The 23,663-nt window shown below is 62.0% G+C and carries 23 protein-coding genes; 18 read left to right on the forward strand and 5 right to left on the reverse strand.

The features are described 5' to 3' along the window. Together AC3FKH_RS32445 and AC3FKH_RS32450 are read right to left on the reverse strand one after the other, a co-directional pair. Positions 1 to 348, reverse strand: coding sequence for a prepilin (locus AC3FKH_RS32445; protein ID WP_316157499.1), 348 nt, complete (start codon positions 346 to 348; stop codon positions 1 to 3). 17 nt (positions 349 to 365) lie between these two features. Then, on the reverse strand, positions 366 to 1,418 hold the full coding sequence (locus tag AC3FKH_RS32450) for a TadA family conjugal transfer-associated ATPase (protein WP_488679702.1): 1,053 nt from the start codon (positions 1,416 to 1,418) through the stop codon (positions 366 to 368). Between the two features lie 437 nt (positions 1,419 to 1,855). On the opposite strand from AC3FKH_RS32450, the gene AC3FKH_RS32455 reads away from it, so the two are divergent. The 14 genes from AC3FKH_RS32455 to AC3FKH_RS32520 all read left to right on the forward strand — a co-directional run bounded on the left by AC3FKH_RS32455 (position 1,856) and on the right by AC3FKH_RS32520 (position 16,836). Then, complete coding sequence (locus AC3FKH_RS32455; protein WP_488679703.1) at positions 1,856 to 2,563, forward strand: VirB8/TrbF family protein; 708 nt, start codon at positions 1,856 to 1,858, stop codon at positions 2,561 to 2,563. Positions 2,564 to 2,579: 16 nt separating this feature from the next. Beyond that, positions 2,580 to 3,467: a TrbG/VirB9 family P-type conjugative transfer protein gene (locus AC3FKH_RS32460; RefSeq protein WP_488679704.1), complete on the forward strand. Its 888-nt coding sequence runs from the start codon at positions 2,580 to 2,582 to the stop codon at positions 3,465 to 3,467. Beyond that, positions 3,467 to 4,696, forward strand: coding sequence for a TraB/TrbI/VirB10 family type IV secretion system protein (locus tag AC3FKH_RS32465; protein ID WP_488679705.1), 1,230 nt, complete (start codon positions 3,467 to 3,469; stop codon positions 4,694 to 4,696). Before AC3FKH_RS32460 ends, AC3FKH_RS32465 begins: the two co-directional genes overlap by 1 nt. 4 nt (positions 4,697 to 4,700) lie before the next feature. Continuing rightward, positions 4,701 to 5,483 carry a lysozyme family protein gene (locus AC3FKH_RS32470; RefSeq protein WP_488679706.1) on the forward strand — a complete coding sequence of 261 codons (783 nt, stop codon included), beginning with the start codon at positions 4,701 to 4,703 and terminating at the stop codon, positions 5,481 to 5,483. Further along, positions 5,480 to 6,697 (forward strand): TrbG/VirB9 family P-type conjugative transfer protein, encoded by a 1,218-nt coding sequence (locus tag AC3FKH_RS32475; protein ID WP_488679707.1) that lies wholly within the window; start codon positions 5,480 to 5,482, stop codon positions 6,695 to 6,697. Before AC3FKH_RS32470 ends, AC3FKH_RS32475 begins: the two co-directional genes overlap by 4 nt. Then, positions 6,694 to 7,140 carry a lytic transglycosylase domain-containing protein gene (locus AC3FKH_RS32480; protein ID WP_488679708.1) on the forward strand — a complete coding sequence of 149 codons (447 nt, stop codon included), beginning with the start codon at positions 6,694 to 6,696 and terminating at the stop codon, positions 7,138 to 7,140. The genes AC3FKH_RS32475 and AC3FKH_RS32480 overlap by 4 nt, the downstream gene beginning before the upstream one ends. Before the next feature lie 33 nt (positions 7,141 to 7,173). Then, entirely contained in the window at positions 7,174 to 7,791 is a 618-nt protein-coding gene (locus AC3FKH_RS32485) for a toxin co-regulated pilus biosynthesis Q family protein (protein WP_488679709.1), read from the forward strand. Between the two features lie 11 nt (positions 7,792 to 7,802). After that, positions 7,803 to 9,605: a protein PilN gene (locus AC3FKH_RS32490; protein WP_488679710.1), complete on the forward strand. Its 1,803-nt coding sequence runs from the start codon at positions 7,803 to 7,805 to the stop codon at positions 9,603 to 9,605. Continuing rightward, positions 9,602 to 10,945, forward strand: coding sequence for a type IV pilus inner membrane component PilO (locus tag AC3FKH_RS32495; protein WP_488679711.1), 1,344 nt, complete (start codon positions 9,602 to 9,604; stop codon positions 10,943 to 10,945). The genes AC3FKH_RS32490 and AC3FKH_RS32495 overlap by 4 nt, the downstream gene beginning before the upstream one ends. A 13-nt stretch (positions 10,946 to 10,958) precedes the next feature. After that, positions 10,959 to 11,657: a hypothetical protein gene (locus tag AC3FKH_RS32500; RefSeq protein WP_488679712.1), complete on the forward strand. Its 699-nt coding sequence runs from the start codon at positions 10,959 to 10,961 to the stop codon at positions 11,655 to 11,657. A gap of 8 nt (positions 11,658 to 11,665) precedes the next feature. Continuing rightward, entirely contained in the window at positions 11,666 to 13,492 is a 1,827-nt protein-coding gene (locus AC3FKH_RS32505; RefSeq protein WP_488679713.1) for an ATPase, T2SS/T4P/T4SS family, read from the forward strand. Continuing rightward, the gene (locus AC3FKH_RS32510) at positions 13,489 to 14,715 is read left to right on the forward strand and encodes a type II secretion system F family protein (protein ID WP_488679714.1); all 1,227 of its coding nucleotides are present in this window, start codon (positions 13,489 to 13,491) and stop codon (positions 14,713 to 14,715) included. The genes AC3FKH_RS32505 and AC3FKH_RS32510 overlap by 4 nt, the downstream gene beginning before the upstream one ends. A gap of 50 nt (positions 14,716 to 14,765) precedes the next feature. Next, entirely contained in the window at positions 14,766 to 15,404 is a 639-nt protein-coding gene (locus tag AC3FKH_RS32515; RefSeq protein ID WP_488679715.1) for a type 4 pilus major pilin, read from the forward strand. A gap of 166 nt (positions 15,405 to 15,570) precedes the next feature. Then, entirely contained in the window at positions 15,571 to 16,836 is a 1,266-nt protein-coding gene (locus AC3FKH_RS32520; RefSeq protein ID WP_488679716.1) for an adhesin, read from the forward strand. 60 nt (positions 16,837 to 16,896) lie between these two features. On the opposite strand, the gene AC3FKH_RS32525 is transcribed toward AC3FKH_RS32520, so the two are convergent. The 3 genes from AC3FKH_RS32525 to AC3FKH_RS32535 all read right to left on the reverse strand — a co-directional run bounded on the left by AC3FKH_RS32525 (position 16,897) and on the right by AC3FKH_RS32535 (position 20,648). Then, positions 16,897 to 17,718, reverse strand: a complete 822-nt coding sequence (locus tag AC3FKH_RS32525) for a hypothetical protein (protein ID WP_488679717.1) — start codon at positions 17,716 to 17,718, stop codon at positions 16,897 to 16,899. A 533-nt stretch (positions 17,719 to 18,251) separates the two neighbouring features. Continuing rightward, entirely contained in the window at positions 18,252 to 19,427 is a 1,176-nt protein-coding gene (locus tag AC3FKH_RS32530; protein ID WP_488679718.1) for a FlhC family transcriptional regulator, read from the reverse strand. A 12-nt stretch (positions 19,428 to 19,439) separates the two neighbouring features. Beyond that, positions 19,440 to 20,648, reverse strand: coding sequence for a hypothetical protein (locus tag AC3FKH_RS32535; RefSeq protein ID WP_488679719.1), 1,209 nt, complete (start codon positions 20,646 to 20,648; stop codon positions 19,440 to 19,442). A 595-nt stretch (positions 20,649 to 21,243) separates the two neighbouring features. Between AC3FKH_RS32535 and AC3FKH_RS32540 the strand changes: the two genes are divergently transcribed. The 4 genes from AC3FKH_RS32540 to AC3FKH_RS32555 all read left to right on the forward strand — a co-directional run bounded on the left by AC3FKH_RS32540 (position 21,244) and on the right by AC3FKH_RS32555 (position 23,461). Continuing rightward, positions 21,244 to 21,552, forward strand: a complete 309-nt coding sequence (locus AC3FKH_RS32540; RefSeq protein ID WP_488679720.1) for a hypothetical protein — start codon at positions 21,244 to 21,246, stop codon at positions 21,550 to 21,552. A 94-nt stretch (positions 21,553 to 21,646) separates the two neighbouring features. Further along, entirely contained in the window at positions 21,647 to 22,075 is a 429-nt protein-coding gene (locus tag AC3FKH_RS32545; protein ID WP_488679721.1) for a hypothetical protein, read from the forward strand. A 3-nt stretch (positions 22,076 to 22,078) separates the two neighbouring features. Further along, positions 22,079 to 22,879 carry a hypothetical protein gene (locus AC3FKH_RS32550; protein WP_488679722.1) on the forward strand — a complete coding sequence of 267 codons (801 nt, stop codon included), beginning with the start codon at positions 22,079 to 22,081 and terminating at the stop codon, positions 22,877 to 22,879. Positions 22,880 to 22,891: 12 nt separating this feature from the next. Then, positions 22,892 to 23,461: a single-stranded DNA-binding protein gene (locus AC3FKH_RS32555; protein ID WP_488679723.1), complete on the forward strand. Its 570-nt coding sequence runs from the start codon at positions 22,892 to 22,894 to the stop codon at positions 23,459 to 23,461. Positions 23,462 to 23,663: the final 202 nt, after the last annotated feature.

Genomic DNA, 23,663 nt, shown 5'->3' on the forward strand with positions numbered 1-23,663 from the left:
TCAGAATCCTGAGCACTGGGCAGCAACGCCGAGCGTCTTCATGATCGCGGGTGCTGCAGCGGCAAGACCAATGCCGATACAGATCACCGAGACGAACTTCATGATGGTCGACTCGGAGTTGGCGATACCGATAGCGCCCAGGACGATCAGGATCAGACCGGCGACAAAGAGGTACTTCGTGTTGATGAACGTGGCGATGCCGCAGATGAATTCGCCCAGGTTGCCGAGGAACCCGTAGTCGGCCGCGACGGCGGATGTGGCCACGCTCATCATGCCGACCAGGACCAGCATCGACGGGGCGTACTTGCGCGCTGTCTTGGCGGCACATTGAACGAGCGGGGAAGACATTGGAAAGACTCCTTGGTTTAGAAAACGCGTTCGAGGTCGTAGTCGTTGTTGCGAAAGCCCTTGATCTCGATGATTTCCGAGACGTGCCGCATTTCGCCGGTGCGGCGCATGTGCACCACGTAGTTGAAGCACTCGGCGATGAGTTTGCGCATGTCGTCCAGCTCCCAGCGCGAACCCGGTGGGATGCCAAGCATGGCAAGGCTTTCCATGCGGGAGAGGGCCGAGCGGGCGTTGTTCGCGTGCAGCGACGCCATGCCGCCGTCGTGACCCGTGTTCAGCGCTTGCAGCAGGTCGAACGCCTCACCGCCGCGGACCTCGCCAACCAGGATGCGGTCGGGGCGGAATCGCAGGGCGAGCGCGACCAGCTGTTGGGTGGTCACGTTCTTGTCGGTGTTGGAGAGCAGGCGGACCGTATTGGGTACCCGCGTTTTGAGCTCCATCGTGTCTTCGATGGTCAGGACACGCTCGCCGTCCGGAATGTTCTCGACCAGGGCGTTCAAGAAGGTGGTCTTGCCGGAAGATGTGCCGCCAGCGACGAGGACGTTCTTCCGCTGCCGAACCAGCTCAATGAGCGCATCCTTGAGCGCTTCATCTTCGACAGCGCCCGTGAATATGGGTTGATCGGTGTGTTTGGTGCGGGCGTGCCGGGACGAGAAGGCCCCCGCCTTGACATAGTCGCTAAGAGAGAGATTGGTCTCGCGGTGCCGGCGGATGCTCAGCGCATGGCCGTCAATGGCTGTGGGCTGCATGACGGCGGCGATCCGAAGACCTTTGTGGCCCGCATTGATGATGCCTTGTGCGGTGCCCCGCACCGCAGACTTCTGCACCGACGAAGCCAGGGAGCGCACGGCGCCTTCCAGCTTAGCGGGCTCGATCCTCACGTCCAGTCGCTTCATCTCGCCGCGCCGCTCCACCCAGATGCTGTTGTGCCGGTTGACCATGACTTCAGCCACATCGGATGCATCGATGTAGGCGCGTATTGGCGCGAGCGATTCAAAGAACATCGCGACCGCGCTTTCTTCGAGCTGGCTGAGCTGCAATACGGGATGGTTGGCGACTGAGGATTCCATGCCCGATATTGTTGGCGGGCGATGAATCGTGTGGCGCGTTGAAAGCTATACGACTTTTGCGAGCTTTCTACGGTTTTTCGTTGAGTACGGCTCTGGCCTGAGCCAACGGTGGTGGTGCGAAACGAAAAGTCTGAGCGTGCTCACGCTGTTTTCCCGGAAAGCGATACCAAAACGATCGGCTTTCCGGGTAATCCTCGAGCGGTTTGATATAGGGTGGGACGGGAGAGGCAGCATGAAACGACGCCTCTTGCCGGCTCCCAAAGCCCGTCGCAGGATCCAGGCGTCGCTACAGCGTCCGGAGGCCTCTCAAGTGTCCTGCGTGATCTGGCGAGATCGCGGAGATTCTCGGAAAGCCGCGCAAAATCGCATGGCTTTCTGCGATCTGCAGGGTCGACTTCACTGCTTAAATTAGCGGCATCCCAAAGAACTGCCGCAGCATGCGCTTCTTCCGCAAAGATTCCGACAATGCCAAGCCCCTCGCCGTTGCGCCAGGGATGTATGGCAATGAAAGCCCCGAGCAGCTGATCTTCGATCGCACCACGAGAATTTCCGTGGAGCGCAACCATTGGAAGGTCGCAACGCTCGGCCTGGGCTGCATTGCGTTGGCGGCGATCATGACGCGTGAACCGCCGCCTTCGGTCGTAAAGGCTGTAGGCGTGTCGGCAGATGCGAACGGCAAGCCCATCGTGCGGGAGCTTGAGGCGTTCCAGCCGGAAGGCATCCAGTTGCAATGGGCATTCAAGGATCTCGTGACGCGCTGGTTCACCATCGAACCGATCCTGACAACCCAGGTCGAGGACTCACGGATGGCGCGCAACCTGCGCTCTGTCCGTGAGCAGATGATCGGGTCCTCTCGCAAGCAGTTCGAGGATTGGGTGGCTGAGGATGAACCGTTCCGGCAGGTCGGTGCGTCGGCAACCCTTGTCCGCGAAGTCAGGGTAACCAATGTCGCCGTCCTGCCCGACAGTACCGTCGCGGTGGAATTCATAACCACCACGACGGAGGACGGCTACAAGCCGCGAAAGCTGCGGTACGCGATGACGTTCCGCTACCAGGTGAAACCGCCAACCAGCGACGCCGTGCTTGGCACCAATCCGTTCGGTGTCCATCCCGTGTTCTTCAGCCTCCAGAAATCGCCGGCATGAGGCCGGGTCTATGCACATGGAAATTCGCCAGTCATCCCCGCTGAGTTCCCTGGCTGCCGCCGTACTGGTGGCGCTGAGCCTCGCCACTCCGGACGCGCACGCGGCCGATAAGCCGGCGCGTCGGGTCAGCGCCGGCGTCGCAGGCCTTGGCATAGGCGACATTAGCGACGCCATGAACCCGGCCAACCCCTTTAACGGCGGCGTGGATCCGATCGCGCTGCCGGGTGACTCCCGCCTCGTCGTCTTTACCTACAACCGCGACCAGATCTTTCGTGTGCTGAGCGCGCCGTTGAAGATGAGCACGATCGAGTTCCCCGAGGACGAGCAGATCGTTGGCGAGCCGGCGTGGGGTGAGAGCGTTCGTTGGGACTACGAAACCGATGGCCTGAACCATCTGTACGTGAAGCCGCAGGCGGCGGGGCTGGTGAATACGCTTTCCGTCAACACCAACAAGCGCAGCTACGAGTTCACGCTCGTATCGTCGCCGTTGGGCGGCATCTTCTACCAGAAAGTGCGCTTTCGTATCCCCACGACATTTTCAGCAAAGGCCAAGGCGCGTAGTGATGCGAGAGGCGAGCAGGGCGAGGGGAGAGCTGATCCCAATGCGGATGCCCTTGCCGTAGGGCCTGAGCAGCTCAATTTCGAGTATTCCATCTCGGGCAGCGCCAGCTTCAAGCCGGAGGCAGCCTTTGATGATGGCAAGGCGGTGTGGCTGCGGATACCGAAGGGCGCGGACTGGCCGGTGCCGCTGGCCAAGGACGGCAGCGACTATGTGGTGGTTAACTTCATACGCCGTGGCGACTTTCTGGTCGTACAGCGGCTGGCGGAAGCCATCGCCCTGCGCTCCGGGAGCGAAGAGGTCAAGGTCGAGCGCGGTCGCCGGCGCATCCTGGGGCTGTTCTGATGCGCGATCGCACATCATCCACCGGTGTCTCCGATGTGACGGATGCGCAGGAGCGTACCGTCAAGGGAAAGCTGCCGCGCAACATCGTCATGGTGCTGGGCGTGATCGCCGCCTTGCTGGTGGGTGGGCTCGGCTACTACTTCCAGTCGGTCAGCGAAGAGCAGTCCGATGCCAAGGCCGAGCAGGATCGGGCGGAGCAGCTGCGCCAACGGGCCAGCAGCGGCGACAACGGGCAGACGCTTGAGGCCACGATTCGTGATCAGGCGGCCAAGGCGCGTGCTGAAGCGGAGCGCCAACGCGCACTGGCAGTGAAGCCGGACACAGGCAGCGCGCCAGTGATGACGGCGAAGGATCTTGCCGCCCCGGCCAAAGCTGCAGCATCCGATGCGAAGAAGAATGAAGAAGACGATATCTTCACGGCCTCGATCTTCAAGAAGGGCATACGCAAGTCCCAACTCGGGCAGGCCAAGGTGCCGGCCGGGCTTGCTGATCTGACCGATCCCGCGCAGATGCGGGCGCTGCAGCAAGCCGCCGTGGCCCGCGCCAGCACTGCCAACGGGGCGCCGGAAGCGCCGGAACTGGCCGTCTCGCCGGACAAGCAGTTTCTCCGTGAAGCAGGTGCCATGACGACCTTGCGCACCGGCTTTGACGGCAAGCTCCCGAAGTGCACGCTGAGCCGAGGCTTCGTCATCCCGGCAACGTTCGCGGGCGGCCTCAATTCGGACAAGCCGGGCGAATTCCGCGCGACCGTCTCGCAGGACGTCTACGACACGGTGAATGGGCGGTGCAAGGTGATCCCGGCCGGCAGCACCCTGGTAGGTGCCTACAGCGCCGAGGTCACGGTCGGCCAGGAGCGCATCCTCGCCGCGTTCGTCCGTATGCAGTTGCCCAATGGGAAGACGGTGCCCCTCATGGGTATGCAAGGGGCGGACCCAAACGGGTACTCCGGCATCAGTGGAGACGTCAACAACCATTTCTGGAAGATCTTCAGTGGCGCACTAGTGATTGGCCTGCTTCAGCAGCGCTTTAATGACAGCAACACAGCCACAACCGTGGGACCGTCTGGCCTGACGACGTACGGCAATGCTGCCGGCCAGATTGCGGCGCAAACCGCATCCACCATCCTGAACCGCAACCAAAGTATCCGTCCGACGATCACGACCGAGCCGGGCCAGAAGATGATGGTGCAAGTCAAGCACGACATGGTGCTGGAGGCATATCGTGACTAACACCATGATTGCCCTGACCACGCTGGTACTGGCCGGCGCGGCGCAAGCCGCAACGATTCAGGCTGTGATCAGCCCGAATGCGGTGGTAGTGCATGCCGATGGCAATGATCGGCTGCACACGATCGCCGGAAACCCGGTCCTGTATTGCGGCCTCGACGCGTTTCTAGGCTGGTCGGCGAGGCTGGTTGGCGCATCGATCGAGCCCGGGGTCGAGGAAGGACCGGTCGTCCAACTCGACGGGAAGGCCGTGCCGATCGCAGTCCTCCTCGCACGCGAAGGCTGGCTGCGGCCGCCCATCCTCACCGAAGCAGCCCAGGAAGCGCTCGCGGAGCGCCGTGGCGGGTGGGCTTGCGCGCCAAAGACCGAGCCGTTCTCTCAGATGGGCCAACGAGTCGATCCCAAGATTACGGCTGGCATCGCGATGAATGAATCGGCATACCGCGGCCGCCCTTGGCCGTGGACCTTGAACGTCGCGGGGCGCGGCATGTTCTTCGCCACGCGCGAGGAGGCGTACGCGGCCATCAACCGCCTGCTGGCCAGCCAGCGCTGCGATTTTGATGTCGGTCTCATGCAGGTGAACTGGTGCTATCACGGCAAGCGATTCTCGTCGCCGTGGGAAGCGCTCGCACCGGCGACCAATATCCGCGTCGCGGAGGACATCCTGGCCGAAAACCTGCGGCGCAGCGGCTCTCCGATGAAGGCCGTGGCCTGGTACCACAGCGCCAATCCGGAGCGCGGCGGGCCGTATTTCGCTCGTTTCATGAACCACTTCGCCCAATTCCGATGATCAGGTCGCTATTTCTCTCCGCGCTGGTGTTGACGGCGAGCGCTCACGCTGCGACCAATACCGAGCCGCTGGATTTCGACTACCAGGTCGTTGCACGGGCCGCGGATCGCCCCGCCCTCATCTTCAATGACGGGCTCTCGACGTATATCCAACCGCGGCCGGGCCAGGTGGTGCAGGCTGACGGCGCCCTGCAGGACGGCCCGTACTGGGTCATCGATGGCGTGCCGGACGTGGTGCGCTACAGCGCGAACGGCCAGAGCGTCGTTGCGCGCTGGAAGCGCGCCAACGGCTTCACGAGCGAGCCCGCCAATCCGGTTGGGGACCTGCCGAAAAACCTCGCCGGCTTCTCCGGACGCATTGCCCTGATTGGCCAGCACGGCGATCTCGCGCTGGTGCGCGCCGGCCGCACGGCGATGCCGCTGGCCGCGATGGTCAAGTCGCTCGCGCCGGCGGGCTGGACAGGATCGGCACAGAAGGACATTGCGCTCACAGAAGATGTGTCGCTGCACAGCGCGGCAGGTGAGAACTGGCTGCAGGCACTCGGTCGAGTGCTTGAGCAACGTGGTCTATACGCGGAAGTGGATTTTGAGCGCCGGCACGTGGCCCTGCGCTCCACTGCGCCCAAGGCGTTCGCCGTAGATGGTGTCCGCAAGAGTGATTCCCAGGCCGCCTCGTTGATAGCCGTTAATGCCCCTGCTGCGGCTCCACCGGCCGACGACGGCGCCACACTCGCTTCGGCATTCGACGCCAACGCGATTCGCGACAACAAAGTGGGCCGCATTGAGATCCGCTTCGATGCGAAGCCGGGCGAGTTGCTGTTCCAGGACGCCTCGGGCAAGACGCTCTCCACCGAGTGGCGCGACGAGGACAAGACGCTGTCGCTGGCGACCGTGGACCGCTTCACGGTGCGCGGCGGCGGTAAGGCGGTGGAAGTGGCCCGTGTGCCGGGCATTCATTACCTCTTCGCCAAAAAGAACGACGCCGGCCTCTCCCGCGTCTTCGAGAAGGACGGCGCGACGTATTTGAGCTTCGACAAGTCGGTTGGCAACATTTCGGTGTTCGACGAAAGCCGGCGCGGCAGTGGGGAGCACAAGGATCGCTACTACAAGTTCAACGGCATTTCGGCGCACCTGACGGTCGTCGCCGACGGCAACGTGGTGCAGGTCGATCGCGTGCCGGAAGTGCGCTTCTATGAGCGGGAGGTGACGCAATGATCCGCCGAGCTGCAACCGCCACCGTAGGCCTAATTCTGGTCGCTGGCTCGGTTGTCCTGAGCGGAGATGCCCGCGCCGATTGTATCGACGCCGCCGCGACGTACCACCGCCTGAACCCGGTGTTGCTGCGCGCCATCGCCCAGCACGAATCGCGCATGCGTCCCTATGCGGTGAACCGGAACGCCAACGGCACCGAAGACATTGGCCTCATGCAGATCAACTCGGTGCACCTGCCGCGCCTTGCCACCTACGGCATCACGCGGGCCAAGCTGTTCGATCCCTGCGTGAGCGCCTATGTCGGCGCGTGGATCCTGCGCGATTGCCTCGACCGGGTCGGCGCGACCTGGGCGGGTGTCGGTTGCTATAACGCCGGCGCTCCCGAGAAGCGAATTCGGTACGCGAATCGCATCTACCAGACCCTGCTCAGCACGCAGCCCCAGTAACGAGAAGCATCCCGATTCCAGAAGGTACGACCCATGTTCCAGTCTCTTTCTCCTGCCCGGTTGATCCGGACCGTCGTCGCGGCGGGCACGCTGTCCCTTTGTGCCGTGGCGCATGCAGACATGCCTGCCGTGTTCGCGAGCGCGTCGCCCTTCGGCGTCGACGGCGTGGGCCACTTCGAGCCGACCGCGCCCCTGGTCGGCACGGGCTGGCAGCTGCTCGCCGCCAATACGAAGCGCGCCGCCGAGAGGCCGGCTGCAGTCGCTGCGGCTCCAGTTATTGCAGCGCCGGCAGCCGACATTACGGCGGTCTCCGTCCCCGCTACGCGAATCAGCACGGTCGCCGCAGCGAGCAAAGCCGCACCTGCAGCACCCCCGGCGCCCACCTCATGGACGGTGTCCCCGGTTGACGGCAACTTCCGCCAGCTAATCGAAGCCTGGGCGCCGCGCGCCGGCTGGAGGGCGGCGCCGTGGGAGCTGGAGAAGGACGTGCCCATCGTTGGCAGTGATGTGTTCGAAGGCGACTTCAAGGATGCCGTGCGCCGCGTGCTGTCGTCCACCGAGATGACGGACTACATCATCAAGCCGTGCTTCTACTCCAACAACGTCGTGCGGGTCGTGAAGCAGACCACCAAGTGCGACCTCAGCAAGTGAGCCGACTCCACATGAAACTGAACCGCCTCGTTCGCCCCACCGTTGGCACCTTGCTGGTGTGCTCGACCCTTGCTGGCTGTGTCTCGCCGCGCCTGTTGCACGACACCCGGCGAGCCTCGGATGACGCGCGCGCTGATTTCACCAGCCGCACGGAATCGCTCTACGCGCAGATGCGCCGCGATCGCGCTGCCGTGGAAGCCGAACAGGACGTGTCCAAGCCGTATCTAGTGGGCAAGCCCGTGCCGACCGCCCGCAATGTGACACTGCCGCTCGCACTGCGCAACAACGTGGATACGTGGGTCATGTTCCCGGAGCGCGTGATGCCGCTGGCCGTGGCCGCGCAGCGCATCACGATGGCGACGGGCATTCCCGTCAAGATCGAGTCCGACGTATACCTGCCAGCCAATCTGCTGATGCCGCGCAGCCTGGTGGCGCAGGCCGGCGGGCAGCTGCGGAGCCAGAGCACACCTCTCGGGACCAATCCGCTGACTCCGACGGGGCTGGGTCCGACACCGACCATGAATGGTCCGCTGCCGGCATCGCTGGCCTCGGGGGGCGCCAGCACGGCCGCCGCAAACCAGGCCACGCCGCTTGTCGAGTCGGCACTAAGCGTCGAGTTCAAGAATAGCGAAAAGATGCCGCTGGCGAACATGCTGGACCTGATCTCGACGCGCCTGGGTATCAACTGGGAGTACAGCGACTCCAAGGGCCTCATTCGCTTCTACCGGCTCACCACCAAGATGTGGCAACTGCCGATGAAGGCCGGCACCAGCTCCTTCACTACGGAATTTAAGCAATCCGCGCAGGGCGGCGGTAATGCAAACGTGGGCGGCGGCGGGCAGGCCACGCAGATCGATGCGGCGGTCAAGGCCGAGGCGAAGGAAATGGACGACATGGAGGGCATCCGCAAGAGTATCGAGCCGGCGCTCACCATGGTGGGCCGCGCGGAGCTGAATCCGACCACCGGCATCCTGACCCTCAAGGACACCAAGGAAGCCGTCGAGGCCGCCGACGAGATTGTACGCAAACAAGTGGCGATCTACTCGCGCATGGTCTATTTCAAATTCCAGACCATCGATTGGACGGTGACCGACAACGGCGAAGCGGGCGTGGACTGGAACGCGGTGCTCACGAAGGCGCTCGAACACGTTCCCGGCTTCACCTTCACGGCCCTCTCGCCGGCGTCGCTCGTGTCGTCAAGTGCCGGCAGCTTCGGGCTGGGTATCACCTCGGGCGGCTGGAATGGCACGCAGGCGATTGTCAGCGCGCTTAAGCAGTATGGCACCGTCACCACCACGGTGACGATCCCGATGGCGTTGCGCAACCGGCACGGCGCCCAGTACAACAACCGCCGCCAGTTCACCTACGTGTCGTCGACCACTCCGGCCTCCACGACCGCGGGCGGCACGGGCGGCATCCCGGGCATTACTACCTCGACCGGGTCGGTCGGTTTCAAGCTGACGGTGTTTCCCGACGCGACCACGCGCGACGACGTCAACCTCACGCTTGCCTTCGACCAGTCGGCGCTGGACGGCCCGATCGAGACGTTTACTTCCGGCTCGGGCAGCAACCAGCAGTCGGTGCAGGTGCCCAAGATCGTGGCCAAGGGCATCCCGGCGCAGGACCTGATCGTGCGCAATGGCCAGACCGTGGTGGTGACGGCGTTCGACCAGACCGACTCGCAGATGACGCATCGCACGCTTGGCGAATATCTGCCGACCATCCTCGGGGGTTCGCTGACGGCCGCGAAGTCGCGCACCTTCACGCTGGTGCTGGCGACGGTAATGGTGCAGGACCAGGGCGAGCCGCAATGATTCTCGACATCCACGGCAAGAAGCTCGTCTTCGGTATGCAGTGGCGCACGCTGACGGGCAGCGGCTCCCCCTCAGCGCTGGCGGCTAACATCGCCCGCGAGGTGCGGGCGACACGCATCTGGCATGAGGACCAGGCGCTGCACATGGGATATCTGGATGCGGCCGACGCACGGGCGTTGATCAAGGACAAGCTGTACTCTGGTGCCGCCGTCATTGCCCGCGTCCCGGAGCTGGTGCCCAACGCGCTCTTTGTGTTCCGGTTGGAAGCGCCGGGCCAGCAGGCGATGTATCTCGTCTGTGGCATCGTGAAGGGCCGCCCGCGGGTGGGCTTCGACCGGGTCATTTACGACGAGAAGACGCTAGGGCAGTTGACCGCGGATTTTCCGGCAAAGTGCGACGGCGACTTCAAGCTGGTAGGCAACGCGCCTGAGCTACTGTCGTTGCTACCGTCCGAGCGGTACGTCACGCATATCCCGTATACGCTGGACATGCTGATATCCCACGCCGGTCAGGCAGCGCTCCTGAAGAAGCCCAGCACAGCCAGCCAGCGCAAGCGCGCCTTGGCGCTCGCGGCGCTTGGGCTCATGGTGACGGTCGGCTGGAAGTATGGCAAGGCCGAGTATGACGCCTATCAGCGCCGTCTGCATCCGCCCCCGCCGCAGAAGACGCCGGCCGAACGCTACGCCGAGGATCTGGCCGCCCGCGCGGCTGGCCCGATCGCGCGGGCGGACGTGGCGCTGCCGGCCTGGGCACAATGGTTTGCCAACGAGGTGCCGCTGGAAGTGGGCGGCTGGTCTCTGGCGAGCATCCAGTGCGCCGACGTAGTGACCCCCAAGGCAAACTGCACCCTGACCTATGAGATTAAGCAGGACGCCAGGGGCCTGACCAACCAGACTTTTGTCGCAGCATTGCCTGACAGTTTCGGGGCGCCGGTGTTTCAGGCCGACGACACCAAGGCGGTGGTGAGTACACAGGTACCGGTGGGCGAGACGCGTCGTCTCGGCATGGTGCTGGACAAGCTGCCTACGGCAATGGCGTTGCGGGTGGGCTTCGGCTCTCAGTTGCAGACGCTGCGCCCGGTCGCCACCAGGGCGGATCTGAAAAACCTGTCGATCTTTGGCACGGTGCCGCCTGAAGGGCCGGCATCCATTCCCAATCCGGTGCTGTCTGCCAAGTGGGAATTGGCCGGACCGCTGCGCAATGTGACCGAGGTTGCGGGCTTCCCGCCGCACGTCACAGTAAAGACGATCGACCTCACGGTGAATCTGAACGCTGCACCGGATCTGAAGCAATCGAAATTCATGTTGACGGTCGGCGGCGATGCGTTCGCTCGCGACTGAAAAGGACTCTCTCATGCGTGCAACCCCAATCCCGATTCTGTACCCGTTGCGCCGCGCCGCCGTGGCTGCGCTCGCCCTGCTGGTGGCGGGCCCGGCGCTGGCCGACGACGATAAGTCGCTCGCCCAAAAGCTGATCGATGCCGACGCCAAGGTGGCGCTGCAAAAGCTCCAGCAGGAGCTCGACAAGAACGCGCCGCCCCCTGCCGTGTCGGCTGCGCCCGCCGGCGCAGCGGCCGCCAAGCCTGCAGCCGAACGTACCCCCCAGACCATCGCCCTTTATGGGGTGGACGGCCGCGCTGCAGGTGGCGCGATGACGTTGCGCAGCTATGTGCGCTGGGGCGACCAGGTCTATCCGGCAAAGGTCGGCGGAAAGTGGCGCGGCTATACCGTCTCGGCGATCACTGAGATCGGCACTACCTTCACGCGCGGCAAGGCGAAGCTGTTCGCACCGGTCGTGCAGGATGACGCGGTGGTGCTGCTGGATGATGCGCCACAGTCGAGCAAAGCGAGCGCAGCCGCCGGCTCGGGTCCGTTGCCGATTCAGGGCGCGGGTCAGCCTACGGCGCAGGGCACGCCGCCGTTCTTCCCGATGCCGTCCATGGGCCCCGGTCCTGGGGCCTCGTCGACGCTGCCAACCCCATTCCCGTTGCCCCCTACGCCCGCTATGCCGGTTGGTGCGGCATCGCCGTCGGCCAGCTTCGCCCAACGCTGAGCGCGCAGATGGGATTCTTTGGCAAGCGCGCGAAGAGCGAGGGCTTGGCTGGCAGCTCCGGTGTCACCGTCGTGACGGGCGGCGCGGCGACCTTCCTGCCGGCCGCACCAGGCAAGCCCGCGGCGCCGGTGCAGCAGGCGAGCGAGATTCGTCCCGACGAGATCGGGACTGTCGATGACGTGCCTGTGTTCGCGCGCACGCTCTACGACGAGCTGGACATGGCGCCATCGCTGCGACATGCCATCTGCCCGGTGTTGATCGAGGCGGCCACCAGCGGCGACGGCCGGGGCAAATTCGCCTTGATCCTGACGCGGGACATGGCCAACTCAGACGTGACCGAGGAGATCCTTCGGCAACTGCGCCTGCGCTTCGACCCGGCATCACCGCTGATGCACCTGGCTGCGGCCCAGGTGATGGTCGCGCTCTCGCGCGGCAGCGTCGAGCCGGTGGGCGCAAGCGACAAGCTCGCCGTCGGGGTGGGACGGCAGCCCGCCAGCGCGCTGTGGCAGAACTTCGATGCGGTCGGTCGTTTCGCGCTGCGCGAGGGCGCCTCCGACTTGCACTGGGAGATCGAGGACCAGGGCGGCTACTCGCAGGTGCGCCTGGCCATCGATGGCTATCTGGTCGCGCCACCCGAATTCCGCATGGAAACGGGGGTGATGCTGGACACGCTCTCGCACATCTACCAGAAGGGCAAAGGCGGCTCGCATGGCGTGTTCAGCCGCGTGCTACCGCAGCAGACAAGCATCCGCACGACGATCGACGGCCAGTCGGTGGCGTTTCGTTGGGCTTCCATGCAAAGCGCAACCGGCCATGTGACGGTCATGCGGATGCACCGCGAGGAAGTGCAGACCAAGCGTGTGGATTTCGTGGAGGATCTAGGCTACTTCGAACAGCAGGCCAAGCTGCTCGACCGCAACACCATGCATCTCGGCGGCGGGACCGTGATGGTCGGCGTCGTTGGCTCGGGCAAGACCACCACGGCGCACGCGATTATGCAACGCCTGCCAGCGTGGATGAACAAGATGGCGATCGAGGATCCGGTGGAATTGTTGGCCGAAGGCACGCACCATTTCTCGGTCTCGCGCACGCTGGACGGCGCGAACCGCGACGAGGATCCGTTCATTGCCGCCAAGCGCCAGATCAAGCGGATGAACCCGCACTTCGTAATGGTCGGCGAGCTGCGTGACCATGAATCGGCGGGCCTGTTCCGGGATGTGGCCGGCGCTGGCTTGCGAGCGCTCACCACCGTCCACGCGCCCAGCGCGTTGACAGCTCCGGATCGGCTCTCGGACGGCGAGCTGCGCATTCCGCGCAGCGTCCTGGCCACGCCTGGCTTCGTAAACCTGTACGTCTACCAGGCGCTGCTCCCAAACACCTGCTCTTGCGGGCTGTGCGACGCCGACATGAAGCGGGTGTTGGGCGCGGACAAGCTCAGGCAGATTGAGCGGCTCTTCCAATTCGACGTGGAGGGGATCCGGTTGCGTAACCCGGAAGGATGTGACCTGTGCCGCCGACCTAACCTGCCGGATCTAAACGGCGCGCGCGGGCGCACGGTCGTGGCCGAAATGTTCGAGCCCGACGAGCTCGATCTCACCTTTATCCGCGACGCCAAGAACATCGAGCTGGCCGCCTACCAGCGTAGCAAGCGAAAGTTAGGCTTCGACGTGCCTGACAGTACCGGAAAGACTGTATTTGAGGTCGCCTTGTACAAGGTGTTCGCCGGCATCGTCGATCCGCGCGAGGCAGAAAAACTCACGTCGCTGGATGCCTACGAAGCCAAGCGCCAGCGTGACCTGGCGCGCGCAGCCAATGCAATGGGGATTCAAGCATGATGCAGAACCTGATTAAACGTGTGGCCACCGTGTTCTCGCGCAAGGTGGGAACACCGGCCCTGCGCGCCGGCGACCGAGTATTCGCCGACAAGCTCTTCTGGGCCAAGTACCGGTTCCGGGGCATGCGGGCCACGTACTACCACGACCTCGCCAAGCGCATCCAGCATATGCCGGGTGAGCCGGTGTCCAACCACTTCGCCAAGGACGCAGCACGCCGCGCAGGCGAACCCCTGGGGATTCTTGCCGCGCACTGGCTGTCGCGCTCCGAAGGTATTGACGGCCAGATGCAGCGCTCGCGCCTGACGGAAATCTTCCGCGGGACGGTGCCGGACGAGGATATCCCGATCCTGGCCGTGGCCGAGGACGGCGGCGATATTCGTGAAGGCCTTGAAACGCTCGCACGCAATCTGACGGCGCTCGGCGAGGCGCGTGCCGGCATCGCCCTAACGCTCGCGGGCGTCGCTATGACGCTGTTGATCCTGCACGCTTATCTGGGGGCCATGGCCTTCCTCGTTGGTCCCAAGGTCGATGAGTCGTTCCGCACCATGCTGGACGTGAGCCAGTATGGGCCGGTGGGCAAGACTTTCCACAACGCCACGACGTTCTTGCGGCATTGGGGCTGGCTGGTGTTGCTGGTCGAAGTCGGGGCCTGCGTATGGATGCTGCGCGCCCTCAAAAATTATACCGGCCATCACCGCGCGTGGCTGGACCGCAAGGTCCTGGTGTTCGACTTCTTCCGCCGCTTCCAGAGTGCGCAGTTCCTGTCGGGCCTGTCGGCCGTCACGAAGCGATTCGGCGGCGATATCCGAAGCCTCTCTGACGGCCTGGCACTCATGCGCGCCAATGCCTATCCCTATTTGGCGCACCACATCGAGCGCATGGAGCTGAATCTGGAATACATCCCTAACGAGGGCGGCAAGGTCTTCGATACGGGCATTTTTGACAAGGATACGAGCTACCGGATTCAGGACATCGCCGAGTACGAGAGCGACCTGTCGAAGATGCTGCACATGGTAGCCGAGGACTTGCTGCTGGAGACGCCCAAGCTGATGCTGCAGCGTGCCTCGCAGTTCAATCGCCGCGCGACCTTCATCCTCATCATCCTAATCACCGGTCTCGCCTTCATGCCTGCCTTCATGGCGCAGGAGATGAAGATGCGCACGCAAGTGGTCGGCATGGGCGGGCAGCGTCCCGTGCAGCCGGCATCGTCCTCGCAACCCTGAAACCCCTGTCCTTCCAACCCGCAACCCTGATTCCACCTGGAGAACCTTCAATGACCGACGTAGCCAAGACCCTGACTGCAACGCAAGACGCCCCGAACGACGTGCGTCCGATCGCTAACCAGCTGCATCTGATGGACCCCACGATTGCCCCGGCCGGGCAGCGCAATCGCCGTACGCGCAAGCAGTGGGGTGGCGGCGTGCTGGACGAATATGGCTTCTACCTGCTGCTAGCCGGGATCGCACTGGTGGCGATCCTCGTGCTGTTCTCTCGCAACCAGACGGACTCGCAGGTGCAGCAGCTGACCACGGAGCTGAACGGCGTGGTTGGTAAGGTGAAGACCAGCTACCGCGGCCAATACAGCAAAGTGAGTGTCACGGCACTCATCAGTAACGGCGTGTTCAAGGATCTGACGACTATGACGGTGTCGGGCACTTCGGTAATCCTGCAGCCGGGCGGCGGCACCCTGACGGTTGCGCCCGCCCAGCTGTTGAGCGCAAACGACTCGATTCAATGGACGATTCCGCAACAGCCGGACGCGGCTTGCATCTCGATCGTCGCTTCTTATCAAGGCAGCGCCGGCAAGATTCTGGTGAACGGCACCACCATCAAGGCGGTTGGCGGCTCCGTCGATCCGACCAAGGTGTCATGCTCGGGGGGCAGCAACACGATTGACCTCTTGATTGCCTGATGACGGTCTTGGAGCAGGTACTGACAGGCACGTGGATGCGGCTCCTCTGAAAAGAGATAGCAAATCCATGACCTTTCGATCGTCAGTGCCGGCTTGATCTGAGGCACAGTTCCAGTACAACTCGCGCCCGGCCTCTGGCTGGGCGTTTCCCTATACGGAGGTCACCGTGTTCCTGACGGAAGCCGCTTTTCAGCTTACCATCGCCGCCGCCGGGATGGCGGTGATGATTCACAACACCAACAGTCTGGTCGACGATGCACTGGCGATGGGTACCGGCCAGTACATGGCCAATGTCGGCAGCGCGGTCAACACCTACGTCTTTGACAATATGACGGTGCTGGCCGGCAGCCCAGCCGGCCCGACGGTGATCACAGCGGGGAGCGTGACGGCGACAGTAGCCAGTCCACTGCACCCAACCATCCAGGACCTGATCAACCTGCAGTTGCTACCGATCGGATTCAGCGATGTAAGCCCGCTCGGACTGTCGTTCAAAGTGGATCTGACACCGACCAACTGCAGCGCGGGCCTGTCAAACTGCACGATCCCCGGCATCATGTACTCGACTACGGCATACCGGGATTCCTCGGGCAGTGTGCGTACCGATCAGCTGAGCGGCGCGATTGCCACCGCAGGTGTCGATGCTGGTATGTCCTACGCCGAAAGCCCTGGGGTTATTACCGGGATGGCGGCCAGCTGGTCGGCGCCGAATCCGCTACCCGGTAACCAGGCCGGCGTGCTGATGATGCGCGTTGGCAATACCTCGCTGCTCGCGCAAAGCATGAACCAGTTCTACAAGCGCGACGGTTCGTTGAACCTCACCGGCCCGATGGATGCGAACAACCAAGCGATGAACCGGGTTGGGAACTTCCAATCGAATGGGTCGGTCTCCGCGAACGGCAATGTCGCGGCAGGGGCGAACGTTTCTGGCAATGGTGTATATGGGAACTATGTTCAGTCGAACGGTGATCTGCGGGCGAACTCCAACATATCAGGCAATGGAGTGTATGGGAACTACGTGCGCTCGAACGGCGATCTGAGCGCCGGGTCCAATGTCATCGGCGACGGCGTCTATGGAAATGTGGTGCAGTCGTGGGGCGATGTCGCGTCTAACGGGTCAGTTCGGTCTTCTGGTTATCTTTTCGCTGCTGGCGCAATCGTTCCTTCAACCGGCGGAGGACAGCAGGTTTGGGAAGGTTGGGGCTGCGGCGACCCGCAGGGGGCGATGCGAAGCGATCCAAACGGCAAGATCATGTCGTGCCAAAATGGCGTTTGGCGAAATTCGTCGGGAGGCGCGGGAGTCGTTGACATACAGTTCGTGAGCAACTGCTACAACAACGACTTTGGGTTGTGGTGGCGTGTAGTCTACGCAAACGGAACAACGAAAGATATGTTCTCTCCGTCTGGCGGATCATGCTCTAACGGAGGTGGCTAATTCATCGTGTGGCACGAACGGCGGGAACTCCCCGCCGTCTTTCCTATGCAGCTACTTGCTTTACTGACACTGTAGAACGACCACCCCGGTCACATCACCACTCGACGGCGTCGGCATTGCGTAGCCGATTGCAAGCAGCGGCTTCGTTGCGTCGCTACCCATTGCCTGAATATGACGGAGAAAGCCCTGTGACTGCAGTACCCCATCGAGAGCCGTCAGCGTGGCGGTTGCGTTGGCGTGTGCATCCGACCCAATTGCGACATCTAGACTGAAGGACTTAAGTGTTGGCCCCACCATTGCGATTGCGGCGGTCGCTGCATTCACCTTGCCTGGTACAAAGTTGCCGCTAATGGCGGTAGGCGCAGTGCTAGCGATCAGTGAGCATGCCTTTTCTGCGCCGGGCGTGAGGTCAGGCTGAAGTTTCAGAGGTTTACCGAAAGCGTAGTGCGCTCCCTGGTTCGCGTTGAGGCTCCCGATGCTGCTCGATCCATCCGTCCACCGACCAATTGCGAAGTCACCATTGCCAGCTACGTCGGCGACCTTTCCGCTAGTCAGAGTGATGAGACTGTTTGCGTCAATGCCGAGTTGGGTGTATGCGCCTTCGGCAGTCGCCTTCTGGAGGGAGGCCGGGAATATATTCGAGGCGATGGATTGCAGCACCGACTTGGTGGAGGTTTCCGTCTGTGGCACGAAGATCACCGCCAGCGGATCGGCATTCACTGCCGGGGCCGTACCCTGAACCACAATCGTCGGAGCCGGGGGAGGGGCCGTGGTCGACGGATTGCCGTTGGTCGGCGCTTCGTCACCACCGCCGCCACACGCCGCGAGGGCGAGCGTCGTAGCGGTGGCCAGTGCTTTGAGAGCGAATTTGGAGTTTTGCATTTTTCTTCTCTGATTTTGAATCGGCCGGGGATCGGTCCGTTATTTTTAGCTTAACGTCCGGGGCGCAAAGTCAAGTCCGCGCCCAGCCTTCGGCCGGCGTGAGCATACACGAAGGGGACCACTATCTAGACGACAAACTAAAGCCAACTTTGACCCCCTGAAGGTGGGGCATCAGCATCAGTCGTGTAAAGGATCCGGCCGCAGTGGTTGCAAATATGGTGCTGCCGCATGGAGAGGAACCGTTGTTCGCGTCACAGGCGGATGCTGCGCGATCCGCAATAGGAGCAGGGCATGACATTCCCCGTTGGGCATTCAGGATGCTTCCCGCAGTACTGCTGAAGCCTTGGGGTCGCCCGTGACGGAAGCAGATACAGCAGGAAGAGGCCGATGTAATGTGTGCAGAAGCAGATCAACGCCCACTTCCAGCCGCTTCGTCCCCATTGTCGCGCGAGCTTGTATGCCAGGCCCGGGGGCACCACAAAGACGAGAACGAATAGAGTAGCGGTACTCATCATCGTTCAGTCCTCTTTGATCTATTTGCGCCGGCGCGCCGCGCCATTTGCACCGCCCAGTAGGCCACTGCAGCCGGGGCAGGAGAATGCATGGCTGAGTTCAATACGGGGTGCCACGTTTGCAATGAGATAGGGTGTCCGACATACCCTGCAGGGTGCCAATTCGAGTTGCGCATCGGTGGACATGGTTCGGCAAATGTGACATGCCCGATCGGCAGAGACCTTGGACGCAGTTCCGAAGAATTTTTCGAAGAGATCGTAGGCTGCGATGAATGCCTCCGGAACATTGGCGCCGAACGCCAATGCAATGCGATACAGCGAGACGATGATCGTTGCCTGAAGGCGATGGGTATGGTGTTCGAAGTACCAGGCCGTCGACGTCGGTAGCTGACCCGAGGGCGAGGATTTTCCGTGGATCTGCTGGAACAGCTTGCGGGTACGCGTCGAGGTAATGCCCAGCAGCGATGTGATAGTCGAGGCGCGGCAGTGGCTTCGGACCATCATTTCGCTGTAGACCTTCTTCTGGAATGGCTCCAAACGAAGGTTGGTCCAGCTGTTCTTCGTCGCCATGCGATCAGCGCGCAGCGGGGTGGAGGTCAGGAAGTGATGCGCATTCGAATCGGTCCCCAGCCGACTGGAATCGAAGTCGATCCAGAAAGTCTTGCTATGTAGGCGCCAACGGAAAATCGGGAAGTCGACCCGCGCAATGGCCCTGTCAAGGACGTGCTGCGGGAGCGAACGAAGATACTCCGCTAGATCCTTGGTGATCCCGAGAAGAGGCGCGGCCAGAATGCTGACATGGAGCAGTTCAACCATCAGCCATATGTAATGGCGATTGTTGTAGAACAAGCGAAGCTTGTCGTCGTTGGTCCAGCCAGGTAACTGGGAACGCAGCGTGTCGACGGCCAGCGTGGTCGTTGTGTTTTCACTCAAACAACGCCAGTCCTGTACCTCGGAGAGCGTCGGCACGACAACGAGGAACGGGGTGCCCATCAAATCGCGTTGCGTGGCCTCAGCCTTGCGAACCTTGTCGACGGAACCTTTGCCGATATGCAGCATCTGCTCAAGCTCGGGGTGCGCGCCGAGCAGTTCCGCAAGGTGATCGGTGAGGTGATAGTTTGCCGACCGAATCCGGTCGCAGGTCATCCTGGTGAGTCGCAAGCGCTCAAACTCTGAGGTGGGGGAGTGGTGTTGCATAGCTCTTTGCTCTCATCGGGCATTCAGGGCCGAGCGAATGTCGGCGTGGAGACGGGAGACGATGCTGTCGAGCACCGTCAAGACCGGGCGGAACTCGGAAACGTCTCCGGCCATCTGTACGGTGAGCTGCGCCGACGCGAATGTCGAAACGAGTTGCTCGAATTCCGTCACCAGTTTGGCGAGTTCATCACGGGCGCGTGCCCGCTTATCCAGGACGGACGAGCGTTCTGCGATTTCGTCCTCAATCTGCTGGCGCCGCGACTGGATATCGGCCAGCTCTGCCTTTGCAGCGGAGAGTTCGTCATTCTTGGCGGCCAGGGCGTCTTCCAGGGAGGCGTAGCCTGGCGGAACGACTTGCACTTCAACGGTTTCCGGGCGGGTATTGGCCTTCGAAAACGCCATGCGTTCTTGCAGCTCTCGCTTCTCGCGCTCCAGATCGTCGATCTGCATTCGGATGGCGCTGTAGCTCAAGTTTTGACGGGTCATCTCCTCCCGTACGTGACTCAGCGCTTCCCGGTCGGCGTCGCGCTCTGACGCCAATCGACCGAGCTCAGCGTTGAGGCGCCTAATCTCAAAATCCTTGTCGGCATTCTCGGAAACCGTGCTTGCAAGCTCCGCCGTCGCGATGTCCAACTTGGTTTGGACGTCGATGACCTCCTCCTCCTGCTTACGAAGCCGCTCGACGAACTTGCGAATGTCCTTGCGATGGTAGGCCGGGTCGTTTTCCTTGAATTCGATGACCGCGTCGATTTCCTCCGCAGAGTAGTCACGCCGGCGGAGTACCATCAGCTCACCGATATTGAGCTTCGAAAGCGCGCCGTTGTGCTGCAGAAAGCGATGGTAGAGACTCAGGTATAGCTGTGCCTGGCTACGAGTGAGGTCGAGGGCGTCCTCAGCGATGGTGAAAAACATGTCCCGCGCGCGAGACCGTGCCGCTCGGGTGTCGCCGTACTCAGCAGCGACGATTTCCGTCGTCGATTCATGCACGAGCTGAAGGTCCGCCCCAAGGTCCTGGAGCAGACGAGAGATCTTGTCCTTCGTGCGCTGAATGTTTCGGACACATTGGAGAAGTCGGCTGAATGCGTCCTCGTTGACTGGAACGGTACCCAGCGCATTGCGTAAGGCCATCTCCGCTCGGGAGACCTCAGGTTGCAAAGGGAAATTCACGATGTCTGCCCGCACGGCAGGAAGGTCTTCAGTTTTGATTTTTTTCTGCGGCATGTTTCGCTCACTTGGAAGGAACCTGACAACCAGAGTTACGGCCCAGAAGCGTTGTCAAGTCCTCATCGAGAGTACGGAACGTGCGGCGCCCTTTGGGTAGCAAAAGCTCTTCATTAAGGGGTGTCTTTTGCCGGGCGGGGTGCAAAGCTGGTTGCTTATGCGTCGCTTATCGGTGCCGTCTGCCCAAAATTTAGGGGTTTACCCCTAACGTCAGGGGTCGATATTAGATATTCGAAAAACAGAAATAAACGCTTTTTAATTTACAGGCGCGACCTGAAACCATGAGCACGCTCATGCGTTTTTCCTGGAAAGCCGGCGTGTTTTGGTTAGCTTTCTGCCTGCCTTCTCTGATCCGGTCCCAGTAGGATCGTGAAAAGCCTGCGTTCAGACGCATCGACCTAGCGCGTGCCGAATGGCGGCAGCGCTCAATCTCATAGTCCTCCGCCCACGCCAGCGTGCTTTCGCCATGCGCTACTGCATGCCGCAAGCGCGTTGAAGCGCAGCTGTTCCTCCAGAGATTCCTTGCTCCTCGGAGCATCGAACCATCGCCTGGCATCCGCCAGGAAGTCCCTTGCAACGTTTCTGGAGAGAAACCATGGAACCCTTTGTCACGAATCTCATCAAGCGTCCGTTCAAATTCTTCATGCTCTGTATGGTGTTGTACATGGCGTCGCAGTCATTCATCGTCGGTGCCTTTGTGATCGTCGTTGGACTGTCATTCCTGTATCACCGGGTCATAGCCTGGAACAAGGCCATTCCCGCAGCGCCCAAGGTTTCCATGCCGGATATCCAATCCAAATCGAAGCACGAAGCGCAGGAGATGGCGGAGCCCAAGCAACAACCTTATGAGCGCTCGGCAGTGGTTACGCCGATTCGTCGAACGGCAACGTACGAGCGTTCCTGATCCGTTGCCGCCTTTCTGAGGCGGCGCTTCCACCTGTCGCGGGTACCCGTTACCCGCCGGCTGGTGGGTCTTCGGGTGCCTGTCCGGAGACCAAATGAAAACGACAACAGCTGGATTGCAGCTCGACTTCTTCGGTGAAGCGGCCGCCATCGTAATGCCCCCTCCCAAGCTTGACCCGTTACCCGACCCCTCCTTCTGGAGCGACGCGGTGCGCGAGAAGATGGTCGACGCTCTCATCAGCCTCGCCTGCGATAGCCGCCGCGGCGACAACATGCCGGAGTCCCTTATCGACTGTGCCGAGATGTTGCGTACCCGCATGCGCAATCGGGCTCTCGACCTGGAGGAATACTCCATGACGCTCGGCTGGATATTTGGCTATTGGAATGGCGCGTTGCCATACAGCTACGTCTGCGGCGTATCCGGGGTCGACCCTGAGACCCTGCAAGACGTGATTCTCAATCACGCCAGGCTGCGTGGCGACCTCGATGCGGTCCGACGTTTGTGCTGTGGCTCTCTTCTTTAGACCATGACTTGGCTCAATCTCATCAAGCGTGTGGCCGGTGTTCTGAGCGCGGAACAGAGAGGGTCATCCTCTTCCAGCATGATCCCGGTCGGCACAGGCGCCGCCAACGAGCGGCAGTTCTATGTTCACGGCATCCCCCATCTGCTTCGGGACGAAGGTGATCGCGTAATCCACTTCGTTGGGGGCTTTCATCATCGGCTGCAAAGCACGCCGTATGGCGACAAGCTGCTGCCGGAGGTGATCCCTCGTTGGAAACAGGTCAGCGTGCATCCAGGCGAAGCGCTGGAGACGGTCGCGGCTGACGTCATTTTTCAAGCCGAGCGGGAACTCCCGGCGGACTCGCCGACAAGTAGTGACGTACCAGCAGGAGGGCGCCGCTTTCAGCCAACGCGCAGCTTGGATGGCGCCCAGCCATCGCACAGCAAACGTGAAGGCGGCGAGCGGGAAGGGGGCGGAAGCGCCTCCTCTGAAAAGGGTTCCTCTTCCGCCTACACCGTGGGCAAGCTCATCGAATGGGGCGAAATGGAGTTCCCCAATCGTAAGTCTGGTGGGCCTCGTACCTACACGTCGTTTGCCGTCAAGCTGTACACGGGTGCCGGCGAGAAGACCCTGCAGGGCGAAGGTCTGAAGGACGCTCTCGCAGAAGCCGGTTGCAAGCTGGGTGACCGTGTTGCGGTCAAACGCCTGCGCAAGGAGAAGGTGCCAGCCTTTGATAAGAAGACTGGCGATCCCATTAAGGATCCAAGGACCGGAGAGCAGAAACTCTGGGACAGGTGGGTCTGGAACATCAATCTCGTTCATTGAATAGGAAGCACCATGGCATCCGTCAACAAAGTCATCCTCCTGGGCAACCTCGGGGCAGATCCTGAAACTCGTTACATGCCCAGTGGCGACGCGGTGACAAACATCCGTATTGCGACCACCGATCGCTACAAGGACAAGCAGTCCGGCGAAATGAAGGAAGCAACCGAATGGCATCGCATTTCGTTCTTCGGCAAGCTGGCAGAAATCGCTGGTCAGTACCTGCGCAAGGGTTCGTCGGTCTACATCGAAGGCCGCATTCGTACGCGCAAGTGGCAGGATCAGTCCGGCCAGGACAAGTACAGTACAGAGATCATCGCCGATCAAATGCAGATGCTCGGTGGTCGCGCAGGTGCCAATGATGACGACGGCGATGCCGGCGTAGAGCGAGTGGCTTTGCAGCAGCGTCGCGGGAGTGAGCAGCGCTCGGCTCCGCCAACGCAACGCTCGGCCGGGGCGCGTCAGCAGCCTGCGCAACCGCCGTCCGGTGGCTTCGGCGGATTCGACGACGAGGAGATTCCGTTCGCTCGACCTGCAGCGCTCGATGGCATTCCTTTCCGCAACGATGGCGCGCCGATGTACTGACGCGCCGCTCCAAGAAGTACCTCTTTGAACTGACTGCTACCGGCTTGTCCGGTAGCAGCGGTGCCTTTCTCGGCCGGTCGGCCAAATCCCCATATTCCCCAGCAAAACGCCGTGCTGAAAAGACCTTCTGGCTACGGCCGGGATGTCTTTTGAGCAAGCGTTCCTTCGCCTGTCTCAGGCATCGACCAACCCTCCATCTGGA

It is taken from the genome of Cupriavidus sp. 21MJTG02-4 (assembly GCF_057798975.1).

Coding starts and splice junctions, on each gene's coding strand:
- AC3FKH_RS32535 (WP_488679719.1), bottom strand. CDS start 20,648: ATGCCGCAGAAAAAAATCAAAACTGAAGACCTTCCTGCCGTGCGGGCA.
- AC3FKH_RS32465 (WP_488679705.1), top strand. CDS start 3,467: ATGCGCGATCGCACATCATCCACCGGTGTCTCCGATGTGACGGATGCG.
- AC3FKH_RS32480 (WP_488679708.1), top strand. CDS start 6,694: ATGATCCGCCGAGCTGCAACCGCCACCGTAGGCCTAATTCTGGTCGCT.
- AC3FKH_RS32470 (WP_488679706.1), top strand. CDS start 4,701: ATGATTGCCCTGACCACGCTGGTACTGGCCGGCGCGGCGCAAGCCGCA.
- AC3FKH_RS32530 (WP_488679718.1), bottom strand. CDS start 19,427: ATGCAACACCACTCCCCCACCTCAGAGTTTGAGCGCTTGCGACTCACC.
- AC3FKH_RS32545 (WP_488679721.1), top strand. CDS start 21,647: ATGAAAACGACAACAGCTGGATTGCAGCTCGACTTCTTCGGTGAAGCG.
- AC3FKH_RS32540 (WP_488679720.1), top strand. CDS start 21,244: ATGGAACCCTTTGTCACGAATCTCATCAAGCGTCCGTTCAAATTCTTC.
- AC3FKH_RS32455 (WP_488679703.1), top strand. CDS start 1,856: ATGCGCTTCTTCCGCAAAGATTCCGACAATGCCAAGCCCCTCGCCGTT.
- AC3FKH_RS32525 (WP_488679717.1), bottom strand. CDS start 17,718: ATGCAAAACTCCAAATTCGCTCTCAAAGCACTGGCCACCGCTACGACG.
- AC3FKH_RS32505 (WP_488679713.1), top strand. CDS start 11,666: ATGGGATTCTTTGGCAAGCGCGCGAAGAGCGAGGGCTTGGCTGGCAGC.
- AC3FKH_RS32490 (WP_488679710.1), top strand. CDS start 7,803: ATGAAACTGAACCGCCTCGTTCGCCCCACCGTTGGCACCTTGCTGGTG.
- AC3FKH_RS32460 (WP_488679704.1), top strand. CDS start 2,580: ATGGAAATTCGCCAGTCATCCCCGCTGAGTTCCCTGGCTGCCGCCGTA.
- AC3FKH_RS32510 (WP_488679714.1), top strand. CDS start 13,489: ATGATGCAGAACCTGATTAAACGTGTGGCCACCGTGTTCTCGCGCAAG.
- AC3FKH_RS32550 (WP_488679722.1), top strand. CDS start 22,079: ATGACTTGGCTCAATCTCATCAAGCGTGTGGCCGGTGTTCTGAGCGCG.
- AC3FKH_RS32515 (WP_488679715.1), top strand. CDS start 14,766: ATGACCGACGTAGCCAAGACCCTGACTGCAACGCAAGACGCCCCGAAC.
- AC3FKH_RS32445 (WP_316157499.1), bottom strand. CDS start 348: ATGTCTTCCCCGCTCGTTCAATGTGCCGCCAAGACAGCGCGCAAGTAC.
- AC3FKH_RS32475 (WP_488679707.1), top strand. CDS start 5,480: ATGATCAGGTCGCTATTTCTCTCCGCGCTGGTGTTGACGGCGAGCGCT.
- AC3FKH_RS32485 (WP_488679709.1), top strand. CDS start 7,174: ATGTTCCAGTCTCTTTCTCCTGCCCGGTTGATCCGGACCGTCGTCGCG.
- AC3FKH_RS32555 (WP_488679723.1), top strand. CDS start 22,892: ATGGCATCCGTCAACAAAGTCATCCTCCTGGGCAACCTCGGGGCAGAT.
- AC3FKH_RS32450 (WP_488679702.1), bottom strand. CDS start 1,418: ATGGAATCCTCAGTCGCCAACCATCCCGTATTGCAGCTCAGCCAGCTC.
- AC3FKH_RS32495 (WP_488679711.1), top strand. CDS start 9,602: ATGATTCTCGACATCCACGGCAAGAAGCTCGTCTTCGGTATGCAGTGG.
- AC3FKH_RS32500 (WP_488679712.1), top strand. CDS start 10,959: ATGCGTGCAACCCCAATCCCGATTCTGTACCCGTTGCGCCGCGCCGCC.